The 17710-nt window shown below is 66.4% G+C and carries 18 protein-coding genes and 1 tRNA gene; 7 read left to right on the forward strand and 12 right to left on the reverse strand.

Features of this window, described 5'->3' with window-relative positions:
* Positions 1-77 precede the first annotated feature (77 nt).
* The 4 genes from holA to E5A73_RS10750 all read right to left on the reverse strand — a co-directional run bounded on the left by holA (position 78) and on the right by E5A73_RS10750 (position 4869).
* Positions 78-1094: a DNA polymerase III subunit delta gene (gene holA / locus E5A73_RS10735; protein ID WP_135963832.1), complete on the reverse strand. Its 1017-nt coding sequence runs from the start codon at positions 1092-1094 to the stop codon at positions 78-80.
* The gene (lptE, locus tag E5A73_RS10740; RefSeq protein ID WP_135963833.1) at positions 1091-1609 is read right to left on the reverse strand and encodes an LPS assembly lipoprotein LptE; all 519 of its coding nucleotides are present in this window, start codon (positions 1607-1609) and stop codon (positions 1091-1093) included. The genes holA and lptE overlap by 4 nt, the downstream gene beginning before the upstream one ends.
* Positions 1606-4317 carry a leucine--tRNA ligase gene (gene leuS / locus E5A73_RS10745; protein WP_135963834.1) on the reverse strand — a complete coding sequence of 904 codons (2712 nt, stop codon included), beginning with the start codon at positions 4315-4317 and terminating at the stop codon, positions 1606-1608. The genes lptE and leuS overlap by 4 nt, the downstream gene beginning before the upstream one ends.
* Before the next feature lie 117 nt (positions 4318-4434).
* On the reverse strand, positions 4435-4869 hold the full coding sequence (locus E5A73_RS10750) for a DUF3576 domain-containing protein (protein ID WP_135963835.1): 435 nt from the start codon (positions 4867-4869) through the stop codon (positions 4435-4437).
* Positions 4870-5094: 225 nt separating this feature from the next.
* Here E5A73_RS10750 and E5A73_RS10755 point away from each other — a divergent pair, with 225 nt between their 5' ends.
* Positions 5095-5820 carry a hypothetical protein gene (locus E5A73_RS10755; protein WP_240700131.1) on the forward strand — a complete coding sequence of 242 codons (726 nt, stop codon included), beginning with the start codon at positions 5095-5097 and terminating at the stop codon, positions 5818-5820.
* Positions 5821-5905: 85 nt separating this feature from the next.
* On the opposite strand, the gene E5A73_RS10760 is transcribed toward E5A73_RS10755, so the two are convergent.
* The gene (locus E5A73_RS10760; protein WP_338112865.1) at positions 5906-6511 is read right to left on the reverse strand and encodes a thiamine phosphate synthase; all 606 of its coding nucleotides are present in this window, start codon (positions 6509-6511) and stop codon (positions 5906-5908) included.
* On the opposite strand from E5A73_RS10760, the gene E5A73_RS10765 reads away from it, so the two are divergent.
* Both E5A73_RS10765 and E5A73_RS10770 read left to right on the forward strand, forming a co-directional pair.
* On the forward strand, positions 6510-7175 hold the full coding sequence (locus E5A73_RS10765) for a YggS family pyridoxal phosphate-dependent enzyme (protein ID WP_135963838.1): 666 nt from the start codon (positions 6510-6512) through the stop codon (positions 7173-7175). The genes E5A73_RS10760 and E5A73_RS10765 overlap by 2 nt on opposite strands.
* On the forward strand, positions 7172-7834 hold the full coding sequence (locus tag E5A73_RS10770) for an HAD family hydrolase (protein WP_135963839.1): 663 nt from the start codon (positions 7172-7174) through the stop codon (positions 7832-7834). The genes E5A73_RS10765 and E5A73_RS10770 overlap by 4 nt, the downstream gene beginning before the upstream one ends.
* 219 nt (positions 7835-8053) lie before the next feature.
* On the opposite strand, the gene ribA is transcribed toward E5A73_RS10770, so the two are convergent.
* From ribA to E5A73_RS10790, 4 genes are all read right to left on the reverse strand, one after another.
* On the reverse strand, positions 8054-9112 hold the full coding sequence (ribA, locus tag E5A73_RS10775; protein WP_135963840.1) for a GTP cyclohydrolase II: 1059 nt from the start codon (positions 9110-9112) through the stop codon (positions 8054-8056).
* A complete protein-coding gene (locus E5A73_RS10780) occupies positions 9109-9891 on the reverse strand; it encodes an exodeoxyribonuclease III (protein ID WP_135963841.1) in 783 nt (260 codons plus the stop codon). Before E5A73_RS10780 ends, ribA begins: the two co-directional genes overlap by 4 nt.
* 206 nt (positions 9892-10097) lie before the next feature.
* The gene (locus E5A73_RS10785; protein WP_476712829.1) at positions 10098-10709 is read right to left on the reverse strand and encodes a LolA family protein; all 612 of its coding nucleotides are present in this window, start codon (positions 10707-10709) and stop codon (positions 10098-10100) included.
* 85 nt (positions 10710-10794) lie between these two features.
* Positions 10795-13110, reverse strand: coding sequence for a DNA translocase FtsK (locus tag E5A73_RS10790; RefSeq protein WP_135963842.1), 2316 nt, complete (start codon positions 13108-13110; stop codon positions 10795-10797).
* 132 nt (positions 13111-13242) lie between these two features.
* Between E5A73_RS10790 and E5A73_RS10795 the strand changes: the two genes are divergently transcribed.
* Complete coding sequence (locus E5A73_RS10795) at positions 13243-14460, forward strand: UbiH/UbiF/VisC/COQ6 family ubiquinone biosynthesis hydroxylase (RefSeq protein ID WP_135963843.1); 1218 nt, start codon at positions 13243-13245, stop codon at positions 14458-14460.
* Positions 14460-15122 carry a hypothetical protein gene (locus E5A73_RS10800; RefSeq protein ID WP_135963844.1) on the forward strand — a complete coding sequence of 221 codons (663 nt, stop codon included), beginning with the start codon at positions 14460-14462 and terminating at the stop codon, positions 15120-15122. Before E5A73_RS10795 ends, E5A73_RS10800 begins: the two co-directional genes overlap by 1 nt.
* A gap of 30 nt (positions 15123-15152) precedes the next feature.
* Here the strand turns inward: E5A73_RS10800 and E5A73_RS10805 are convergent, their stop codons facing one another.
* Genes E5A73_RS10805 through E5A73_RS10815 form a run of 3 tightly spaced genes read right to left on the reverse strand, consistent with a single transcriptional unit; the run spans position 15153 to position 16815 of the window.
* Positions 15153-15320: a Trm112 family protein gene (locus tag E5A73_RS10805; protein ID WP_135963845.1), complete on the reverse strand. Its 168-nt coding sequence runs from the start codon at positions 15318-15320 to the stop codon at positions 15153-15155.
* Positions 15317-15928 carry an LON peptidase substrate-binding domain-containing protein gene (locus E5A73_RS10810; RefSeq protein ID WP_135963846.1) on the reverse strand — a complete coding sequence of 204 codons (612 nt, stop codon included), beginning with the start codon at positions 15926-15928 and terminating at the stop codon, positions 15317-15319. The genes E5A73_RS10805 and E5A73_RS10810 overlap by 4 nt, the downstream gene beginning before the upstream one ends.
* Complete coding sequence (locus E5A73_RS10815; RefSeq protein ID WP_135964220.1) at positions 15925-16815, reverse strand: tetratricopeptide repeat protein; 891 nt, start codon at positions 16813-16815, stop codon at positions 15925-15927. Before E5A73_RS10815 ends, E5A73_RS10810 begins: the two co-directional genes overlap by 4 nt.
* Positions 16816-17001: 186 nt before the next feature.
* Between E5A73_RS10815 and E5A73_RS10820 the strand changes: the two genes are divergently transcribed.
* A tRNA-Gly gene (locus E5A73_RS10820) sits at positions 17002-17076 on the forward strand.
* A 175-nt stretch (positions 17077-17251) separates the two neighbouring features.
* Positions 17252-17674, forward strand: a complete 423-nt coding sequence (locus E5A73_RS10825) for a DUF2147 domain-containing protein (protein WP_135963847.1) — start codon at positions 17252-17254, stop codon at positions 17672-17674.
* Positions 17675-17710: the final 36 nt, after the last annotated feature.

A 17710-nucleotide genomic window follows, 5' to 3' on the forward strand; every position in this document is an offset into this window, starting at 1 on the left:
GCGCCCCGCTTGTGACCCTGGACCCCTGCTTTCGCAGGGGACAAGAATCAGCCTGAATCACAGACCCTACCCTAGCCTCAGCCCCGCGCTCGCGCGGCCGCGCGAGCGATCGCGGTGCACTCCGCCTCGGCGAGCACTTCGCCGGCGCTCCCCGAATGCATCAGCGCGCGCTCGGTCTCGCGCACGCGCTGGATCGCCCGCGCGATCTGGGCGGCATTCCAGCGCCGCAGCGCACGCCCGGTCGCCGCCTTTTCGCGAAAGAAGATGCGGTGCTTCTCGAGCACGTCCTCGACGCTCGCGCCCTTGTCCATGTCGCTGCGCAGTTCGGCCAAGGTGATCAGCCGGCGCGACAGCTGGCGCATCAGCGGCACCGCCACGCCATCGCCCAGTCCGGCCAGTTCGGCGCCGACTTCGCCGACACGTCCGTCGAGCACCGCGTCGATCGCGTGGAACAGCTCGGTATCGCCGAGATCGGCGCCGATCGCGTCGAGCGCCTCGCCGTCGGCATCGCGCGGCCGCTCGGGCGCGGCATCGAGATAGAGGGCGAGCTTCTCGATCTCGCGCGCAAGGATGGCGCGATCGCCCCCAGTCGCCGAGGCAAGCCGCTGGGGCACGTCGCCGGTGAGGCGCAGGCCGTGCTCGCGCGCCACCGTCGTCGCCAGCCGCGCCGCGTCGATCCCCTCGGGAACATAGCAGGCGAAAGCGAGTGCCGCGGGCGTGGCGATCGCCGCCTTGACCAGCTTGCCGCTGGCCTTGAGCCCCGGCCCGATCGCGATCACCGGGTTGCCCGCGCGCTCCGCGGCGAGCAGCAGGCCGATAGCCTCGCCCGCGCTTTCGTCTACGCCCGAAAGCCGCACATAGCGCGCGCCGCCGAACAACGAGAGCGACGCGGCTTCGTCCGCCAGCCGTCCCGGCTGCTCGCGAAGTGCCTTCATGTCCACGTCGATGCGCTCGGCCTCGGGTCCCAGCGCACGGCCCAGCCGTGCGGCGAGCTCGGCCGCGCCGGCTTCGTCGGGGCCGTGGAACAGATAGAGCCGGGTTGCAGGATCGGGCTTGTCGACGGCGGCGCGGATCTGCCCCGCGCTGGCTTTCATTGCGCTGCGGCGCCCGCAGGCGCGGGGACCGACTCCGATTGGGCATAGCGCGCCACGCGTGCGACGATCTGATCGGCGACGATCCCCGAAAGTCGCTCCAAAGCGGTCCGTTCGGCAGCGATCGTCGCATATTCGGAGCCGACCACGTCGATACCGGCATCCGAACCCGCAGTAGCATCCAGCACTACGGCGCCGCTCGCGAGATCGACCAATTGATAGCGCGCGCGCAAAGCCCGCCGCTCGCGCGCGACGCTGTCGTCGCGGCGCACGCCGAGCCCGGAAATCTGGTCGTCGAGCTGGATTTCCAGGCGATAGCGCGCCGTCGTGTCGCCGGCGTTCAACCGGTCGCGCAGCGCGTTGGATACCAGCCAGCCCGATTGCCCTTCGATCGGCGCGACCTGGACCGAGGCCAGTGTCGACGCGACCGTGCCGCCGCTGCCGCCGCTATACAGCGGACGGAGCCCGCAGGCCGACAGCGTCAACGCCGCCACGCATAGGAAAGCCGCGGCCCTCATGCGACGATGTTCACCAGACGGTCGGGCACGACGATCACCTTCCTGGGCGGCTTGCCCTCGAGCGCACGAACGACCTTGTCGGCGGCAAGTGCCGCAGCTTCGACCGTTTCGTTCGGCGCGCCCTTGGGCATTACCAGCGTATCGCGCAGCTTGCCATTCACTTGCAGCGCGATCGTGACTTCATCGTCGACCAGCAGCGCCGGGTCGACTTCGGGCCAGGGCGCATCGGCGATCAGCCCGTCCTCGCCCATCGCGGCCCAGGCCTCTTCGGCGATATGCGGCACCATCGGCGCGACGATTCGGACGATCGTGCGGATCGCATTAGAGCGCGAGGCCGAAGGTGCAGCCTTCTCGACGGCATTGACCAGCTCGTAGAGCCGCGCGACCGACTTGTTGAAGGTCAGCGCCTCGATATCGCCGGCGACGCCATGGATCGTGCGATGCAGCTTGCGGTCGAGATCCTTGTCCTGGCCGCCAATAGCTTCTGGCGCGTCTTCCACCCCGTCGAACAGCCGCCACAGACGCTGGACGAAGCGCCACGCGCCTTCGATGCCGTTCTCGCTCCATTCCAGGTCGCGCTCGGGAGGCGAATCCGACAGCATGAACCAGCGCACCGCGTCGGCGCCGTATTGGTCGACGATCGGTTCGGGATCGACGGTGTTCTTCTTGGACTTGGACATCTTCTCGATGCGGCCAATATCGACCGCCGTTCCGGTGTCCTTGGCGACAGCGCTGCCGTCGGGTCGGATGTCTACTTCATCTGGAGACAGCCACATGGGTGGCTGAGGGGGGTCGAGAAGCGAGGGAATAGAATATGTTGCGTGCGTCACCATGCCTTGGGTGAACAGCCCGGCGAACGGCTCGGCCACGTCGAGCTTGCCGATATGCTGGAGCGCACGGGTGAAGAAGCGAGCATAGAGCAAGTGGAGGATCGCATGCTCGACTCCGCCGATATACTGGCCGACCGGCAGCCATTGCTCGGCAACCGCCTTGTCGAACGGCTTGTCGGCCGGCTGGCTGGCGAAGCGTATGAAATACCAGGAGGAATCGAAGAAGGTGTCCAGCGTGTCGGTCTCGCGCCGCGCCGGTGCGTCGCATTTCGGGCAGTTGACGTGCTTCCACGTCGGATGCCGGTCGAGCGGATTGCCGGGGACATCGAACGACACGTCTTCGGGCAGTACCACCGGGAGTTGTCCGCGCGGCACGCCGACCGGGCCGCAGCTCTCGCAGTGGATGATCGGGATCGGCGTGCCCCAGTAACGCTGGCGGCTGACGCCCCAGTCACGCAGCCGCCATACGGTGGTACCGGTGCCCCAGGCCTGACTTTCAGCCAGCGCTATAACGGCTCGAACAGCAGCAGGAATTGATGCAAAAAAGTTAGCGCCGCTATCTACGAGAATCTTCTCCATCCGTGGATCGAGATATTCTTGTTCGCGACCTTCGGAAGGTTTGATCTCCAAGGCCGCTTCGTTGAAGTCGTGATAGAAGACGTTCTCATCGGATTCTTCGTCACGTTCAAAAGCTACTTTGCGCTCTGCGTCGTATCGGATTCCAGCTGGCAAGTGCTGTGGTAAGATCGGGAGGCCGTATTTGGTCGCGAATTCGAAGTCGCGCTGGTCGTGCGCGGGCACGCCGAACACCGCGCCGGTGCCGTAATCCATCAGCACGAAGTTCGCGATATAGACCGGCAATTGCCAAGCAGGATCAAAGGGATGCGTGGCGCGTAGGCCGGTGTCGAAGCCAAGCTTCTCCTGCGTTTCGAGCTCGGCCGCGGTGGTCCCGCCCTGCTTGCAGCGCTCGATGAACGCCTGCACTTCGGAGTTTCCGGCGGCGAGCGCCTGCGCGATCGGATGATCCGCAGCGATCGCGACGAAGCTCGATCCGAAGATCGTGTCGGGGCGGGTGGTGAAGACCTCGACCTGATTTAGGACTGCCGTGATAGCGTCAGGATTTGGATTAGAAGCCCACGCCACGTCCAGTTGCTGAGACAACTGAAGTCCATCCAGCGCAAAACGAAACCGCAGCCCCTCCGACTTGCCGATCCAGTTCTCCTGCATCAATTTGACCTTGTCGGGCCAATGCTCGAGCCGCTGGACTCCGGTCAGCAATTCCTCGGCGAACTGGGTGATCTTGAGGAACCACTGGCTGAGCTTCTTGCGCTCGACCAGTGCGCCCGAGCGCCAGCCGCGCCCGTCGATCACCTGCTCGTTGGCGAGCACGGTCATGTCGACCGGATCCCAATTGACCGCCGATTCCTTGCGATAGACCAGCCCGCTCTCGAAGAAATCGAGGAAGATCGCCTGTTCCTGCCCATAATAATCGGGCTCGCAGGTCGCCAGTTCGCGGCTCCAGTCGAGGGCGAAGCCGAGCCGCTTGAGCTGCGCCTTCATCGTCGCGATGTTCTGGCGGGTCCAGTTGCCGGGATGGACCTTCTTTTCCATCGCCGCATTCTCGGCAGGCATGCCGAACGCGTCCCAGCCCATCGGGTGGAGCACTTCCATGCCCTTCATCCGCCGGAAGCGTGCGAGCACGTCGCCCATCGTATAGTTGCGGACGTGCCCCATATGGATGCGCCCGGAGGGGTAGGGGAACATCTCGAGGACGTAGGATTTGGGCTTGGGGCTGTCGTCGCGCGCAGCGAAGGTGCGGCGCTCGTCCCAGACCTTCTGCCAGTGCGAATCGGACTTCAGCGCATTGAACCGCGACACGTACGGAATTCCTTCAAATCTGCTGCCCGGGCACTAGGCAGCGCCGCATGAGCGATCAACCCCCGTCCCGGGCGAGGCGGAGGCACGATACGCGGTGCAATCGAAGGAAGGGCCCGCTCAGTCCTTGACGATCGCAGCCCGGCGCAAGTCGCGAGCGCGGGTGAGGATGATGTCCTCGAGCTTCTGGACGGTCGCGGCTTGAACCGGCGCGGCGACCCACTGGCCGGTGCGGTTGACTTCGCGCAATGCGGCGACGCGCAGCGCATCGGCGCGAAGATCCTGGTCGAGCACGGTGACGGTGACCTTCATCCGCTCGGCCGGGGTGTTCGGGTTCACATACCAGTCGGTGACGATGACGCCGCCGTTCGAATCGGTCTGGAGCAGCGGCATGAAGCTCAACGTGTCCAGCGTCGCGCGCCACAGATAGGAATTGACGCCGATCGTGGTCACACGCGACGCCGCAAGGTCGGCCTCGGGGCGCTTGTTGCCGCCGCATGCGGTGATCGAAAGAGCGAGCGACCCCAGGATCGCGGTGCGCAACAGGCGGTTCATCGACACATTCCTAAGCCCGAAAGGATAAAGCGAGAGCATCTATAGGGGCTCGTGTGGCGGGAGCAAGGCGGCAGCGCTCCCAGCGATCGCCGGCGATTCGCCGGCAAACCAGGCGATTCGCTGCCAAACCTGTGGGCATCGGGCAACAGTGGCACGAAATTTCAGCAGCCTGTGGAACCTTGCTTCCGAATCATGGTACGGCCCTCTACATAAAAGGGGATGAAAATGCGTTTGGCACGTTGGGCGACGGTGATGGGGCTGGGGGCGATCTGCGCCGCCGGCGCTTTCGTTGCACCCGCGCTCCAGGCGCAGGAAAATGGCAGGGTCGAGCGCGGCTATGCCCTGCGGCCGGCCACGGCGTTGCGCAGCGGCATCGGCACCTTCACGCCCGCCGCCGCCGATCCCAAGCTTGCCGCGATCCTCGCGCGCAGCGGCATGCCCGAAGCCGGCTTCCGCTTCACGCCCTCCGAATCGCGCCGCGGCGGCCGCGCGGTGACCGTTGCGGTCCGTGCGCGTTCGACTCGCACCGCGGCGATCGCCAGCCGCAACGACGTGATCGCAGCGACGCCGGTGAGCCTCGCGCCGATTGCCTATAATCTCGGCGTGTCGGTCGGCTGGAAGCGCTTTGCCGTCGCCGGCGACGTGACTCGCGTCGAACTCGTCACCCAGCCGGGCAGCACCGAGCGCGCCAATCTGGGCGTCAGCTATTCGGGCAGCCGAGTCACTGGCCGCGTCCAGGCCGCAACCGAGCGTCCGCTGGCCAACACGCCGGTCCTGATCGGCGACAAGCCGAGCTATTCGATTGATGTCGGCGGCAGCTATTCGTTGACGCGCAACTTCGATGTGACGGCGGGCGTGCGCTACAAGAGCGAGCAGGATCGCCTGCCCAAGGTGACCGACAACCGCCGCGACAGCCAGGCGGTCTATGTGGGCACTGCCTTCCGCTTCTGACGCCAACGGGCATCCCGCCAAGGCCGGGATCTCATGCGGCTAATTCACCCCTGAGATCGTCGCGCTGTCCTGCGAAAGCGGGAGCCTAGCGCCACAAGCGGGGCGGTAGATAATCCTGGGCTCCTGCTTTCGCAGGGGAACCAGGTTGTCCTATCCAAGCATCGATCGCCGCCCAGCCGTAAATCCCCAGCGGCCGCAGCCCCGCCGCGCGGTGCGGATCCATCCCGCCGAGCGCGATCACCGGCACCCCAAGCCCGCGGATCATCAGCCCAAGCCGCGCCCGCCCCAGTGCCGGCGCCCCCGGATGCGAGCGCGTCGCGAATACCGGCGAAACGAACAGCAGATCGGCGCCTGCCCGTATCCCCGCAACCGCCTCACGTCGAGAATGCGCCGGCCAAGTGCGCAATCCCGCGCCGCGGCGACCATGGACCCCCGCTTCGCCGCGACCGAGCCGCTCTGCGCCGGCGCGGATCACCAGCAGCCCCCGGCGCCGTGCCATCCGCGTCACTTGGGCAAATAGCGCGCGCCGCTCCGCCAGCGGCAAGCCGTAGTGCCGAAACACCACCCCGCTCCCGCGCGGCAGCCGCGCGAGCGCATTCCACAGCGATTCGCCCATCCGCTCGTCGGTCATCAGCCAGAGGTGCGGCAGAGGGTGGCGGGGTGGCATCGGCCCGCCTATAGCGCGGCGCATGCCCATAGACGAAGCCTCAACCCGGCTCGCCGAAGTTCGCGAGAAGATCGCCCGCGCCGCGCAGCTCGCCGGCCGCGTGCCCGAATCGGTCGAGCTGATCGCGATATCCAAAATGCACGATGCCGCTGCGATCCAGCCGCTGATCGAGGCCGGACAGCGCGTATTCGGCGAGAATCGCGTGCAGGAAGCGGCGGCCAAATGGCCCGAGTTGCGCGAGACGACGGGTGTTTCGCTGCACCTGGTCGGCCAGCTTCAGTCGAACAAGGCCGAGGAAGCGGTCGCGCTCTTCGATGCCATCCATTCGGTTGATCGTCCCTCGCTCGTCCAGGCATTGGCCAGGGCAACGGACAAGGTCGGAAAGCGCCCGCTCTGCTTTCTCCAGGTCAATGTGGGCGACGAGCCGCAAAAGGGCGGCTGCGCGGTCGCCGATCTCTCGGCCCTGCTGGGCGAGGCGCGCGCCGCGGAACTGCCGGTGGGTGGGCTGATGTGCGTCCCTCCGCTCGAGGTCGAGGCGGCGCCCTATTTTGCCCTGCTCGCCAAGCTCGCCCGCGACCATGGCATTGCCGACCTCAGCATGGGGATGTCGGGCGATTACGAGACCGCAGTGACCATCGGTGCCACGCACGTCCGAGTCGGCACTGCCTTGTTCGGAGAGCGTGAGTGAAATTCGATGCGATGATCTTCGATTTCGATGGGGTGCTGCTCGAGAGCGAATATGCCGGAAACCGCCAGATCGCCGAATATCTGACCGGCATCGGCCATCCGACCACGGCTGAGGATTCGATGGCCAATTTCATGGGGCTGGCCGGCGCCGATTTTCTCGGAGCGATCGAATCGTGGATCGGCCGCGCGGTCCCGGACGATTTCCACGCGGTGCGCGCGGTCGAGGATCGACGCGCACTGGAGGAGGGCCTCCCCGCTGTCGCCGGGGCGATCCGCTTCATCGAGAGCCTTCCCGAAGCGCTGCCGCGCGCGATCGCCTCGTCGAGCAGCACCGAGTGGATCACCCGGCATCTCGATCATCTCGGCGTGCGCGCGGCGTTTGGCGACAAGATCTTCAGCGGTCGCGAACATGTCGCGCGCGGCAAGCCAGCGCCCGATGTCTATCTCCATGCCGCGGATGCGCTCGGCGTCGACATTCGCCGCTGCGTGATCTTGGAGGATTCGCCGGTGGGCGTGACCGGCGCGGTCGCCTCGGGGGCCTTCGTCGTCGGGCTGTGCGCGGGCACGCATTGCGCGCCCGACCATGCCGATCGCCTGCGCGCGCTCGGCGTCCAGGCGATCGCGACCGACTTCGACGCGGTCGCCCGGCTGATTGCCTAGATCCGGTCGGATTTCCGCTTGCAATGTAGGATTTCGCCTGCTGGCATCGATGTGCCGCCACCCGGCGGCCGCTCTTTGAGATTATCGATCGCGACCGAAAACTGCGCCGGACCTTTATGCATTCCGGCATGGCCCACTCGCCGCTGGACATGCGCGACAGTGTGACCTTGGTGTGACCTTTGGTTCGCAAGGCGCGCGCGCCGGCGTGATCGTCCTGCCTTAGAGCTGGTGGCCGGTGCGGTCGCGCTTGGTGGCGAGATAGCCTTGGTTGTGCGGATTGGGGGGCAGCTTGTGCGCTACTCGCTCGGCAACAATGATCCCCGCGGCTTCCAACGCCGCCACCTTGTCCGGATTGTTGGTCAGCAGCCTTATCGTCCTCTGGCCGAGCAAAGCGAGCATCCGCCCGGCGACGGCGAAGTCGCGCGCGTCGACGGCGAACCCCAGACGGGTATTGGCGTCGACGGTGTCGAAGCCCTGGTCCTGCAGCGCATAGGCGCGCAGCTTGTTGATCAGCCCGATCCCGCGGCCTTCCTGGCGCAGATAGAGCAATATGCCCCAGCCGCTCGTCTCGATTGCGGCGATCGCCGCCTTTAGCTGCGGTCCGCAATCGCATTTCAGGCTGCCGAGTACGTCGCCGGTCAGGCATTCGCTGTGGAGCCGGACCAGCGGCGGGTTGCCGTCGGGCTGGCCGATCAGAAGCGCGACATGCTCGCCCGGCATTTCGTCGGTTCGGAAAGCGACGATCTCGCTGTCTTCTGCGCCGGCGACGGGCAGCCGCGCGCGCCCGACGATGCGCAGCCGGTCCGCGTCCTCGTGCGCGTCGATGTCGGCGGGAGTAATCGCTGCATCGTCCGTCCCCCGAGTCGCGAAAAAGGCCGGCAACAGACCGGAGATCCGCGCCAGGCGCAGCGCCGCGGCGGCGGCGTCGGGCGCTTCCACTTCGATCGCCCGGAACGGCCCCTTGAGCGGAGTCGCAAGGTCCAGCTGCGGGTCAGCGAGTGCAGTCGCGGTGTCGAAATCGAGCCAGGGCACGCGTTCGACGAGCACCGGCCCGTCGGGCGCCGCCGCCTCACGCTGGTTGGCGAGCTTGAGAGTCGCTGCGCGCCCGGCGGAGAGCAACACCGGTGCAACGCCTTCGGGGTCGAAAGCCTTGAGCCGCTCGGCGTCGGCGGTTTCGATCGCCAGCAGCTTGAGCGTCGCGTCGCGCCCGCGGATCGCCACCGGCCAGCCCCGGCGCAGCGCGTCGACCGCGGTGGCAACGGCGCGCGGATTCGTCAAAAGTCGAACTCGGTGACGAGCGGAACATGGTCCGATGGCTTGAGCCAGCTGCGGCACGGCTCGCACACCTTGTGGCTGGTCGCCTTTTCCGCGACTTCGCGGCTGGCCCACATGTGATCGAGCCGGCGGCCGCGATCGTTGGCGGTCCAATCCTTCGAGCGATAGCTCCACCAGGTGAAGCAGCGCTCCGGCGCGGGGATGAAGCGGCGGCCCAGATCGACCCAGTCGTGCGCTGCCTGCAACCGCCCCAGCGCCTCGACTTCCACGGGCGTGTGGCTGACCACGTCGAGCAATTGCTTGTGGCTCCACACGTCGCATTCGAGCGGCGCGATGTTGAAATCGCCGGTCAAGATAGTGGGCACGTCCAGCTCCGCCGCCCATTGCGTCATGCGTTCGACGAAATCGAGCTTCTGGCCGAATTTGGGATTCACGTCGCGGTTGGGGACGTCGCCGCCGGCCGGGACATAGACATTCTCGAGGCGAACACCGTTGGGCAGTCGAACCCCGACATGGCGCGCTTCCTGATTCGCTTGCCAGTCGAAACGATCGTCCTCGATCACCGGCACGCGGCTGATGATCGCCACGCCGTGGTGCATCTTCTGGCCGTGCTTGATAACGTGGTCATAGCCCAATGCGCGGAACGGCGATTCGGGGAAGTCGCCGTCGATCACCTTGGTTTCCTGCAGGCACAATATGTCGGGCGCCTCCTCGCGGAGGAATTGCTCGACGATCTCGATGCGGAAGCGGACCGAATTGATGTTCCAGGAAGCGATCTTCATCGGGGGCGATGTAAGGCGGTCTGCCGGATACGGAAAGGCCCTCGCTCCGGGGGCATTGGAGCGAGGGCCGACCTAGCGTTCGTCACGCAGGCGGGAAGTGGTTCGACCTCGAGCAACAGGGGGAAAATCCCGAGTACCGCCCCACATCCGCAGGTCCGTTTCTAGAGGCCGCAACCTGTCGCCAGCATGAACGATAGTCAGAAAACTCAGCGATTCCGGGGACCTTTGCTCCGCGGGTCGTTCCAGCGGAACGCTCCGTCGGAGACGTTGCCGTTGATCTGCTGGCCCGACAGCCGGATCGTCGTGCGGTTATTCTGTGAATCGAGCGCCACCCAGCCCTGCAGCATCAGCCCTGCCGGACCGGCGGCGTTCTTCTGGAAGATCATCGTGATCCGGCCATATTCGGGATGCGCCGGGTCGTGGACTTCGATCGAAACGACACGCGGATCGCCGGTCGCGTTGAGCTTGGCGAATTTGGTGATGTCGCGCTTGGGATTGAGCAAAACTGCCAGCGGCGAATTGCCGATCGGCCAGCGATCGACCTGGCGCACCTGATAGTCGATGAAATAGAGGCTGCTGCCATCGGCGACGATCAATTGGGGGACGCCCTTCTGATATTGGAAGCGGATCTTGCCGGGGCGCTTGAGCGTCATCGTGCCGGTCAGCACGCGGCCGTTGCGGTCGGTCTGGTTGAAAGCCGCAGTCATGCTGGTCACACCCTGCAGATGCTGTTGTACCTGGGCGAGCTCGCCCGCAGGCGCCGCGGCGATCAGCGCGGGCGCAGCGAACAGTGTGAGGGCGAGGGGGCGTGCAAACACGTCAATCTTCTCCGAATACTTTAGCAGAACCGCTAGCAAGCGCGGCTTGAATGCCCCCTGAACCCGTTCCCCGACGAAACGATCCTCAGAGCGGCCGCCCGTCGGTGTCCATCAGCACTTCGCGGCGGCCGACATGGTCGGGGCGGGAGACCAGCCCGTCCTTCTCCATCCGCTCGACCAGTCGCGCGGCCGAATTATAGCCGACGCGCAACTGGCGCTGAAGCCATGACGTCGACGCCTTCTGGCTCTCGGCGACCAATTGCGTGGCGCGGCGATAGAGCTGATCCTCGGGCGAATCGTCGCCGTCGGGACCGCCCTCGAGCGCGAAGCCGCCATCCTCGGGCTCTTCGGTGACTGCGGTGATGTAATCGGGAGAACCCTGCGCGCGCCAGAAATCGGCGACCGCCTGGACTTCATCGTCGCTGACGAACGGGCCATGGACGCGAACGATCTGCTTGCCGCCCGGCATGTAGAGCATGTCACCCTTGCCGAGCAGTTGCTCGGCGCCCTGCTCGCCGAGGATCGTGCGCGAATCGATCTTCGACGTAACGTGGAAACTGATCCGCGTCGGCAGATTGGCCTTGATCACGCCGGTGATGACGTCGACCGACGGGCGCTGCGTGGCCATGATCAAGTGGATCCCCGCCGCGCGCGCCTTTTGCGCGAGCCGCTGGATCAGGAATTCGACTTCCTTGCCCGCGGTCATCATCAGGTCGGCGAGCTCGTCGACGATGATGACGATCTGCGGCAGCGGCGCCAGCTCGAGCGTTTCTTCCTCGTAGATCGGCCGGCCGCTCTCGGGGTCGTAGCCGACCTGGACTTTCCGACCGAGCTTCTGGCCCTTCGCCTTGGCCTGGCGGACCTTGTCGTTGAAGCTGGCGAGGCTGCGGACGTTGACGCTCGCCATCATCCGGTAGCGGTCCTCCATCTGCTCGACCGCCCATTTGAGCGCGCGGACTGCCTTGGGCGGGTCGGTCACTACGTCGGCGAGCAGATGCGGGATGTCCTTGTAGATGCTCAGTTCGAGCATCTTGGGATCGATCATGATCATCCGGCACTGGTCCGGAGTCAGCCGGTAGAGCAGCGACAGGATCATCGCGTTGAGCCCGACCGACTTGCCCGAACCGGTGGTGCCGGCGACGAGCAGATGCGGCATCGGCGCGAGATCGCCGATCACCGGATCGCCGCCGATATTCTTGCCGAGCACGAGCGGCAATGTCGCGCCCTGCGCTTCGAAGGCTTCGCTGCCGATCAATTCGTGGAGATTGACCGATTCGCGCTTCGCGTTGGGCAATTCGATGCCGATCACGGTGCGCCCCGGAATCGTCGCGACGCGCGCCGAGATCGCGCTCATGTTGCGGGCGATGTCGTCGGCGAGCTGGATCACGCGGCTCGCCTTGATCCCCGCGTTTGGTTCGAATTCGTACATCGTCACCACCGGGCCGGGGCGGACTTCGACGATCTGACCCTTCACGTTGAAATCGTCGAGCACGCTTTCGAGCAGCCGCGCGTTGCGTTCGAGCGCGAGCTTGTCGATTTGTGGATTCTGGTTGGGCGGCGCCGCCTTGAGCAAATCGAGCGGCGGCAGCTTGTAGGTGTCCCTGAAGTCCAGGCTGCTCTGCACCGGCGGCTTGGGCCGGGCCGGCGAGGGCCCGATGCTCGGCTCGGCGATGACCGGGCCGGGGCGGTTGTCGGGCACCACCAGTTTGCGGGGCTCGCGCGGTTCGGGCGGCTCGCGGGTTTCGCGCAGCTCCTGCGGCTCGGGGCCGCGCAGCAGCGGCGTCTTGCCCGGTCCGAACAGCTGCGGCATTCCGATGCTGGTCCGCTCGGGCAGCGTGAAGTCGAGGCTGCGCCACCAGAGCCAGAGGCCAGAGAGTGCGAAGATCAGCCCCAGCCCGCGCGTCATCCAGAAGATCAGCACCGGATCGCCGATGAAGCCGATCATCCAGCTGAACAGTCCGGCGATCGAGAGGCCGATCACGCCGCCCCAGCCGCCGACCAGCCACAGCACCGAATCGCTCGAGAAGAAAGCGAGCGCAGTCGCCATCAGCACCACGCCGATCACGGCGCCGCGCAGCATCCTTTTCCAGTCGCCGAGCGGCCGATCGAGCCACAGCCGATTGGTGATGATGAGCCCCGCCGGCGCCAGCAATGCGGCCGGCAGGCCCAATGTCGCCAGCAGAAGATCGGCGATCCACGCGCCGGGCAGACCGAGCAGGTTGCGCGCCGGCCCGCCGGAGGCCGTGTTGAGCGACGGATCCTGCGAATTATAGGTGAGCAGCGCCAGCACGACGCCGATGGTCGCGAGGAACAACAGGGTTCCGCCGATCAATGCGCTGCTGCGGCGCACGCCGGCCTTCATCGTGTCGCGCAACAGCGACGGTTGTGCCCGGGACGCCATGGCCCAGTCTCCAAAATGTCAGGGGGTGCGGGTGAATCATCGCTCACCGGGGATCTGACGTCAAGCTGGACCTGTTTTGTACCTGCCGGACTCGGACTGGCACCGGCATTCGAAACACCTTAGGAAGGCGCCATGGATAGCGCGGACATACTCATTCTCGGCGGCGGACTGGTCGGCAGCGCGCTGGCCACCGCACTCGATGCCCATGGCCTGACGTCGATCGTCGTCGATCCCGCCGATCCCGAGACGATCCTTGCGGCCGGCCATGACGGACGCGCCTCGGCGATCGCGAGCGCGCCGATGCGGATGTTCGAAGCGATCGGAGTCGCGCCCCAGCTCGCCGGCAAGGGGTGTCCGATCGAGGGCATCCGGGTCAGCGACGGGCTGGCGTCCGGCAAGCTCGATTTCGTGCCCGCTGCGGAAGAAGCGGCGCTCGGCCACATGTTCGAGAACCGCATCCTGCGGACCGCATTGTTCGAGGCTGCCCAGGCCGCGCCGGGTGTCGATCTTCGGATGAAGACCCGCGCGGTGTCGGTCGAGCGCGGCGAATTCGGCGTGACTGCCACGCTCGATTCGGGCGCCGTCGTTCGCTCGCCGCTGCTGGTCGCCGCGGAGGGCCGCAACTCGCCGACCCGCGACGCCGCGGGGCTCAAGACCGCGCGGTGGAGCTATGACCATGCGGCGATGGTCGCGACGCTCGGGCACGCGCGCAGCCACGAGAACATCGCCTTCGAGATTTTCTATCCCGAAGGTCCGTTCGCGATCCTGCCGTTGCTCGACGACGAACATGGCCATCGCTCGGCCGTGGTGTGGACGGTCCATGCGCGCGACGCGGCGGGGATGAACAAGATTTCCGAGCGCGGCTATCTCGCCGAAGTCGAAAAGCGGATGGGCGGGTTTCTCGGTCCGCTCGGTCCGCTGTCGTCGCGGTTCAGCTACCCGCTCGGCTTCCATCATGCGGCGTGGATCACGTCGAACCGGCTCGCGCTCGTCGGCGACGCCGCGCACGGGATTCATCCGATCGCGGGGCAGGGCGTCAATGTCGGCTTCCGCGACGTCGCGACTTTGGTCGAAGTGCTGGTCGACGGCAAAAGGCTGGGCATGGACCTCGGCGATCCGCAATTGCTCGCGCGCTACCAGCGCTGGCGCGGGCTCGACACCTTCATGGTCGCTGCCGCGACCGATGGCCTCACTCGCTTGTTCGGCGTGCCCGGCAAGACCGCGGCGAGCGTGCGCCGCCTCGGCCTGTCCGCGGTCGACAAGTTGCCGCCGCTCAAGACCTGGTTCATGGCCGAGGCGCGCGGCGAGAGCGGCGATGTGCCCAGGCTGCTCCAGGGTTTGGCGGTGTGATGGCGCTGCTCGCGGCGATGCTGCTGCTGACGGCGCCGGTTGCAGTCCAGCCCGCCGATCCGCTGGCGGATGCGTGGCTGGTGCAGGTCAAGCCGGGCGCGAAGCTCTATTTCTTCGACGCCGTCGAAGGCGCGAAGCCGCGCGCCAGCCGCGCCTATGTCGTCACTGGCGATTTGCTTGTGGCCAATGGCACGCACGGCGGCTTCACGTCGGTCACCTTCGTCAGCCCGACCGGGAAGACGCGTAGTGGCTGGCTCCAAAGCGCGGGCCTGGCCCGGATCGCCCCCGGGACCGGCTGGCAGGGCGTCTGGAAAGCCTGGGAGTCCGAGATAGAAGTCGCGGCGGGCCGAGGTGGCACGCTGCATGTCGCCGGCTCCGCAACGTGGGGGGCCTCCGATCCCCAGCGGGTCGCGATCGGCGCAGTCCATGTCGGCGAATTCGCAGTCGATGTGAAAGCCAGCGGCGACCGCATCGCCTTTTCGGTCGACGAGGGCGCCGAAAGCGGGACTGCGGCGCGCTCCTTCGAGGACGCGCCGGACGAGACCTATCGTTGCCGCGTGCAATTGCGCCTGCTCGGCCCCTATCTGCTGGCGAACGACAATGGTGCCTGTGGCGGGGCGAACGTGACGTTCACCGGCACCTATCGGCTCAGCCGCCGCTAGATTGGGCTTGGGGAACAGAAGGATCACGTCCTAGCGGAGCTGCCGCCCCGCTTCGACCAGAAGGACCGGCACGCCATCGCGCACCGGATAAGCGAGGCCAGCTTCGTCGGACACGAGTTCCGCCGCAGTCTCGTCGTAGCGCAGCGGAGTGCGCGTGACCGGGCATACCAGCCGCTCGAGCAGCCACGGATCGATCATTGTAGCGTCACTCCGCCTTCTTCGCCGTGGCGACCGAAGAACTGCATCAGCTGGACGATCAGCTCGGCGCGCGCGGAAAGCCCGTCGGCCTCCAGCAGCGCCTGTTTCGAGGCGACGTCGAACGGCGCGATCTGGGCGATGCCGTTGACCAGGGATTCGTCGTCGAGCCGCGTCACTGCCTCCCAGTCGACCGCATAGCCGAGCCCGTCGGCAAAGCGCCGCGACTCCATTTCGAGCGAGGCACGCTCGGCGATCGCAAGCACTTCCTCCTCGCCGGCCGCCTCCAGCTCGGCTTCGACTTGCCGGAACGGCGTCGTGACGTCGAGCTCGCGCAGCACGGTGAACCGAGTGAGGCCCTCGAGCACGATATCGTAGCGCCCGTCGGGCAGCGCCTCGACTTCGGCGATCCGGCCGACGCAGCCGACATCGAACAAGGCTGGCGGCTCGTTGGCATCGCGCGGCTGGATCATGCCGATCCGCCGGTCGCGCGCGAGCGCGTCGGAAATCAACGCACGGTAGCGCGGCTCGAAGATGTGGAGCGGCAAATGCATCCGCGGGAAGAGCAATGCCCCCGCCAGCGGGAACACCGAGAGCCGCGTCGCGGTCATCCGAACAGGATCGCCGATAATTTCCGGCGCTGCGCCGACACCCAGGGATCCTCGAGGCCGACTGCCTCGAATAGCTTGAGCAGCCGCGCCTTGGCGGCACCTTCGTTCCACTCGCGATCTTCGGCGATCATCGCCAGCAGGGTTGCGGTCGCCGCGTCACGGTCGCCCGCCGCCATCTGGCCACCGGCGAGTTCGTAACGCGCGTCCATGTCGCCGCTCGCGGCCCTGGCTTCGAGCCCCGAAAGGTCCTCGACCGGAGCCACTTCGCGGGCGAGCGCCAGCGCGGCGCGTGCCTGCTCGATCTCCGCGCCTTTGGCCGCCTCCTCGGGAAGCGCCGCCAGCACCCCCTCGGCCTCATCTACGCGACCGAGCGCTACCAGCGCGCGCGCGCGGCCGGCGGCGATCTGCGGATGTTCGGGCGCCATCTCGGCGATCTGCTCGAAAATCGAAAGCGCGCGCGCGTTGTCGCCGTCGTGGAGTACCTGCTCGGCCATCGCGATCAACGGCTCTAGCTCGGCCTCGGCCTCGGCTTCCTCGCTTTGCACCGGCAATTGGCGCAGAATCTGATCGAGCATCGTGCGCAATTGGGTCTCGGTGCGCGCAGACGTCAGGTCGGCGACGAGCTGCCCCTGAAACATCGCATAGACCGTCGGGATCGAGCGCACCTGGAATTGCGCGGCGATGAACTGGTTCGCGTCGACATCGACCTTCGCCAGCGTGACGCCCTTGGCGGCGTAATCGGCGGTGACCTTTTCGAGCACCGGAGTCAGCGCCTTGCACGGGCCGCACCATTCGGCCCAGAAATCGATGACGACGAGGCTGGTCATCGACGGCTCGACGACATCGCGGCGGAAGGCTTCGACGGCTTCCTTCTCTTGCGGGGACAATCCAAGCGTGGCCAAAGCGATGCTCCTGGGGGTGATGTCGGGTTGCGCCGCTATGTGGGGGTTTGCGCCGCGCGCGCCAAGCCTTTTCCCGAATCGCTTGTAGGGGGTTGCACTGCCGGAACCCCGCTGCTAGTGGCCGCGCCTCACCCGCCCCGAAGCGCTTGCAGCACGGGGCAGAACGCCAGAGCGGGCGTAGCTCAGGGGTAGAGCACGACCTTGCCAAGGTCGGGGTCGAGGGTTCGAATCCCTTCGCCCGCTCCAGCGCTGCCGTGCGGGATTTAGTCAGCTAAATCCCGCATTTGATCGGCAGCGCTGCCGGCACGGCATCAGCCCAACGTTCCGTTTCCCAATTTGCGCCTTGTCGGGCACGTTCCTAATCTCCAGATTCGGTGTCGTTCACCGGAGAGCCATCGTCGGTGTTCGAGAGAGGGTCTTGATGCAGTCTATCGTTTCGAAATTTCTGGCGGTGGCGCTCGTCGCGCTGCCCGTCGCGACCCCCGCTTCTGCCGACGAGCCTGCGCCGCCGCCGGTTGCCACCGAATGGCGCAATCCGAGCAACAGCGTCCATGTCCGCATCGACAATTGCGGCGAGCGGCTGTGCGCTACGGTGACCTGGGCCAGCGCCAAGGCACAGGCCGATGCGCGCCGCGGCGGCACCGAGAATCTGATCGGCACGCGCCTGTTCCGCGACCTCGCGCCCGCCGGCGGCGGTCAGTGGCGCGGCAAGGTGTTCGTCCCCGATCTCCGCAAGACCTTCTCCGGCACGATCAGCTTTGTCGATTCGCAGACGATGATCGGCAAGGGCTGCGTGCTGTTCGGGATAATCTGCAAGTCGCAGACCTGGAAGCGGCTGCCCTGAGTTCGCAGCTTCCGGGACTGACCGAGCGCGCATTCT

Source organism: Sphingomonas gei (genome assembly GCF_004792685.1).
Classification (GTDB): domain Bacteria; phylum Pseudomonadota; class Alphaproteobacteria; order Sphingomonadales; family Sphingomonadaceae; genus Sphingomonas; species Sphingomonas gei.

What these genes read in the sequence shown, in the direction of transcription:
- E5A73_RS10805 (WP_135963845.1), bottom strand. Translation starts at nt 15,320, where the DNA reads ATGATCGATCCGTGGCTGCTCGAGCGGCTGGTATGCCCGGTCACGCGC.
- E5A73_RS10780 (WP_135963841.1), bottom strand. Translation starts at nt 9,891, where the DNA reads ATGAAGATCGCTTCCTGGAACATCAATTCGGTCCGCTTCCGCATCGAG.
- E5A73_RS10825 (WP_135963847.1), top strand. Translation starts at nt 17,252, where the DNA reads ATGCAGTCTATCGTTTCGAAATTTCTGGCGGTGGCGCTCGTCGCGCTG.
- E5A73_RS10765 (WP_135963838.1), top strand. Translation starts at nt 6,510, where the DNA reads ATGCCCATAGACGAAGCCTCAACCCGGCTCGCCGAAGTTCGCGAGAAG.
- E5A73_RS10810 (WP_135963846.1), bottom strand. Translation starts at nt 15,928, where the DNA reads ATGACCGCGACGCGGCTCTCGGTGTTCCCGCTGGCGGGGGCATTGCTC.
- E5A73_RS10750 (WP_135963835.1), bottom strand. Translation starts at nt 4,869, where the DNA reads ATGAACCGCCTGTTGCGCACCGCGATCCTGGGGTCGCTCGCTCTTTCG.
- E5A73_RS10760 (WP_338112865.1), bottom strand. Translation starts at nt 6,511, where the DNA reads ATGCGCCGCGCTATAGGCGGGCCGATGCCACCCCGCCACCCTCTGCCG.
- E5A73_RS10795 (WP_135963843.1), top strand. Translation starts at nt 13,243, where the DNA reads ATGGATAGCGCGGACATACTCATTCTCGGCGGCGGACTGGTCGGCAGC.
- holA (WP_135963832.1), bottom strand. Translation starts at nt 1,094, where the DNA reads ATGAAAGCCAGCGCGGGGCAGATCCGCGCCGCCGTCGACAAGCCCGAT.
- E5A73_RS10800 (WP_135963844.1), top strand. Translation starts at nt 14,460, where the DNA reads ATGGCGCTGCTCGCGGCGATGCTGCTGCTGACGGCGCCGGTTGCAGTC.
- E5A73_RS10790 (WP_135963842.1), bottom strand. Translation starts at nt 13,110, where the DNA reads ATGGCGTCCCGGGCACAACCGTCGCTGTTGCGCGACACGATGAAGGCC.
- E5A73_RS10755 (WP_240700131.1), top strand. Translation starts at nt 5,095, where the DNA reads ATGCGTTTGGCACGTTGGGCGACGGTGATGGGGCTGGGGGCGATCTGC.
- lptE (WP_135963833.1), bottom strand. Translation starts at nt 1,609, where the DNA reads ATGAGGGCCGCGGCTTTCCTATGCGTGGCGGCGTTGACGCTGTCGGCC.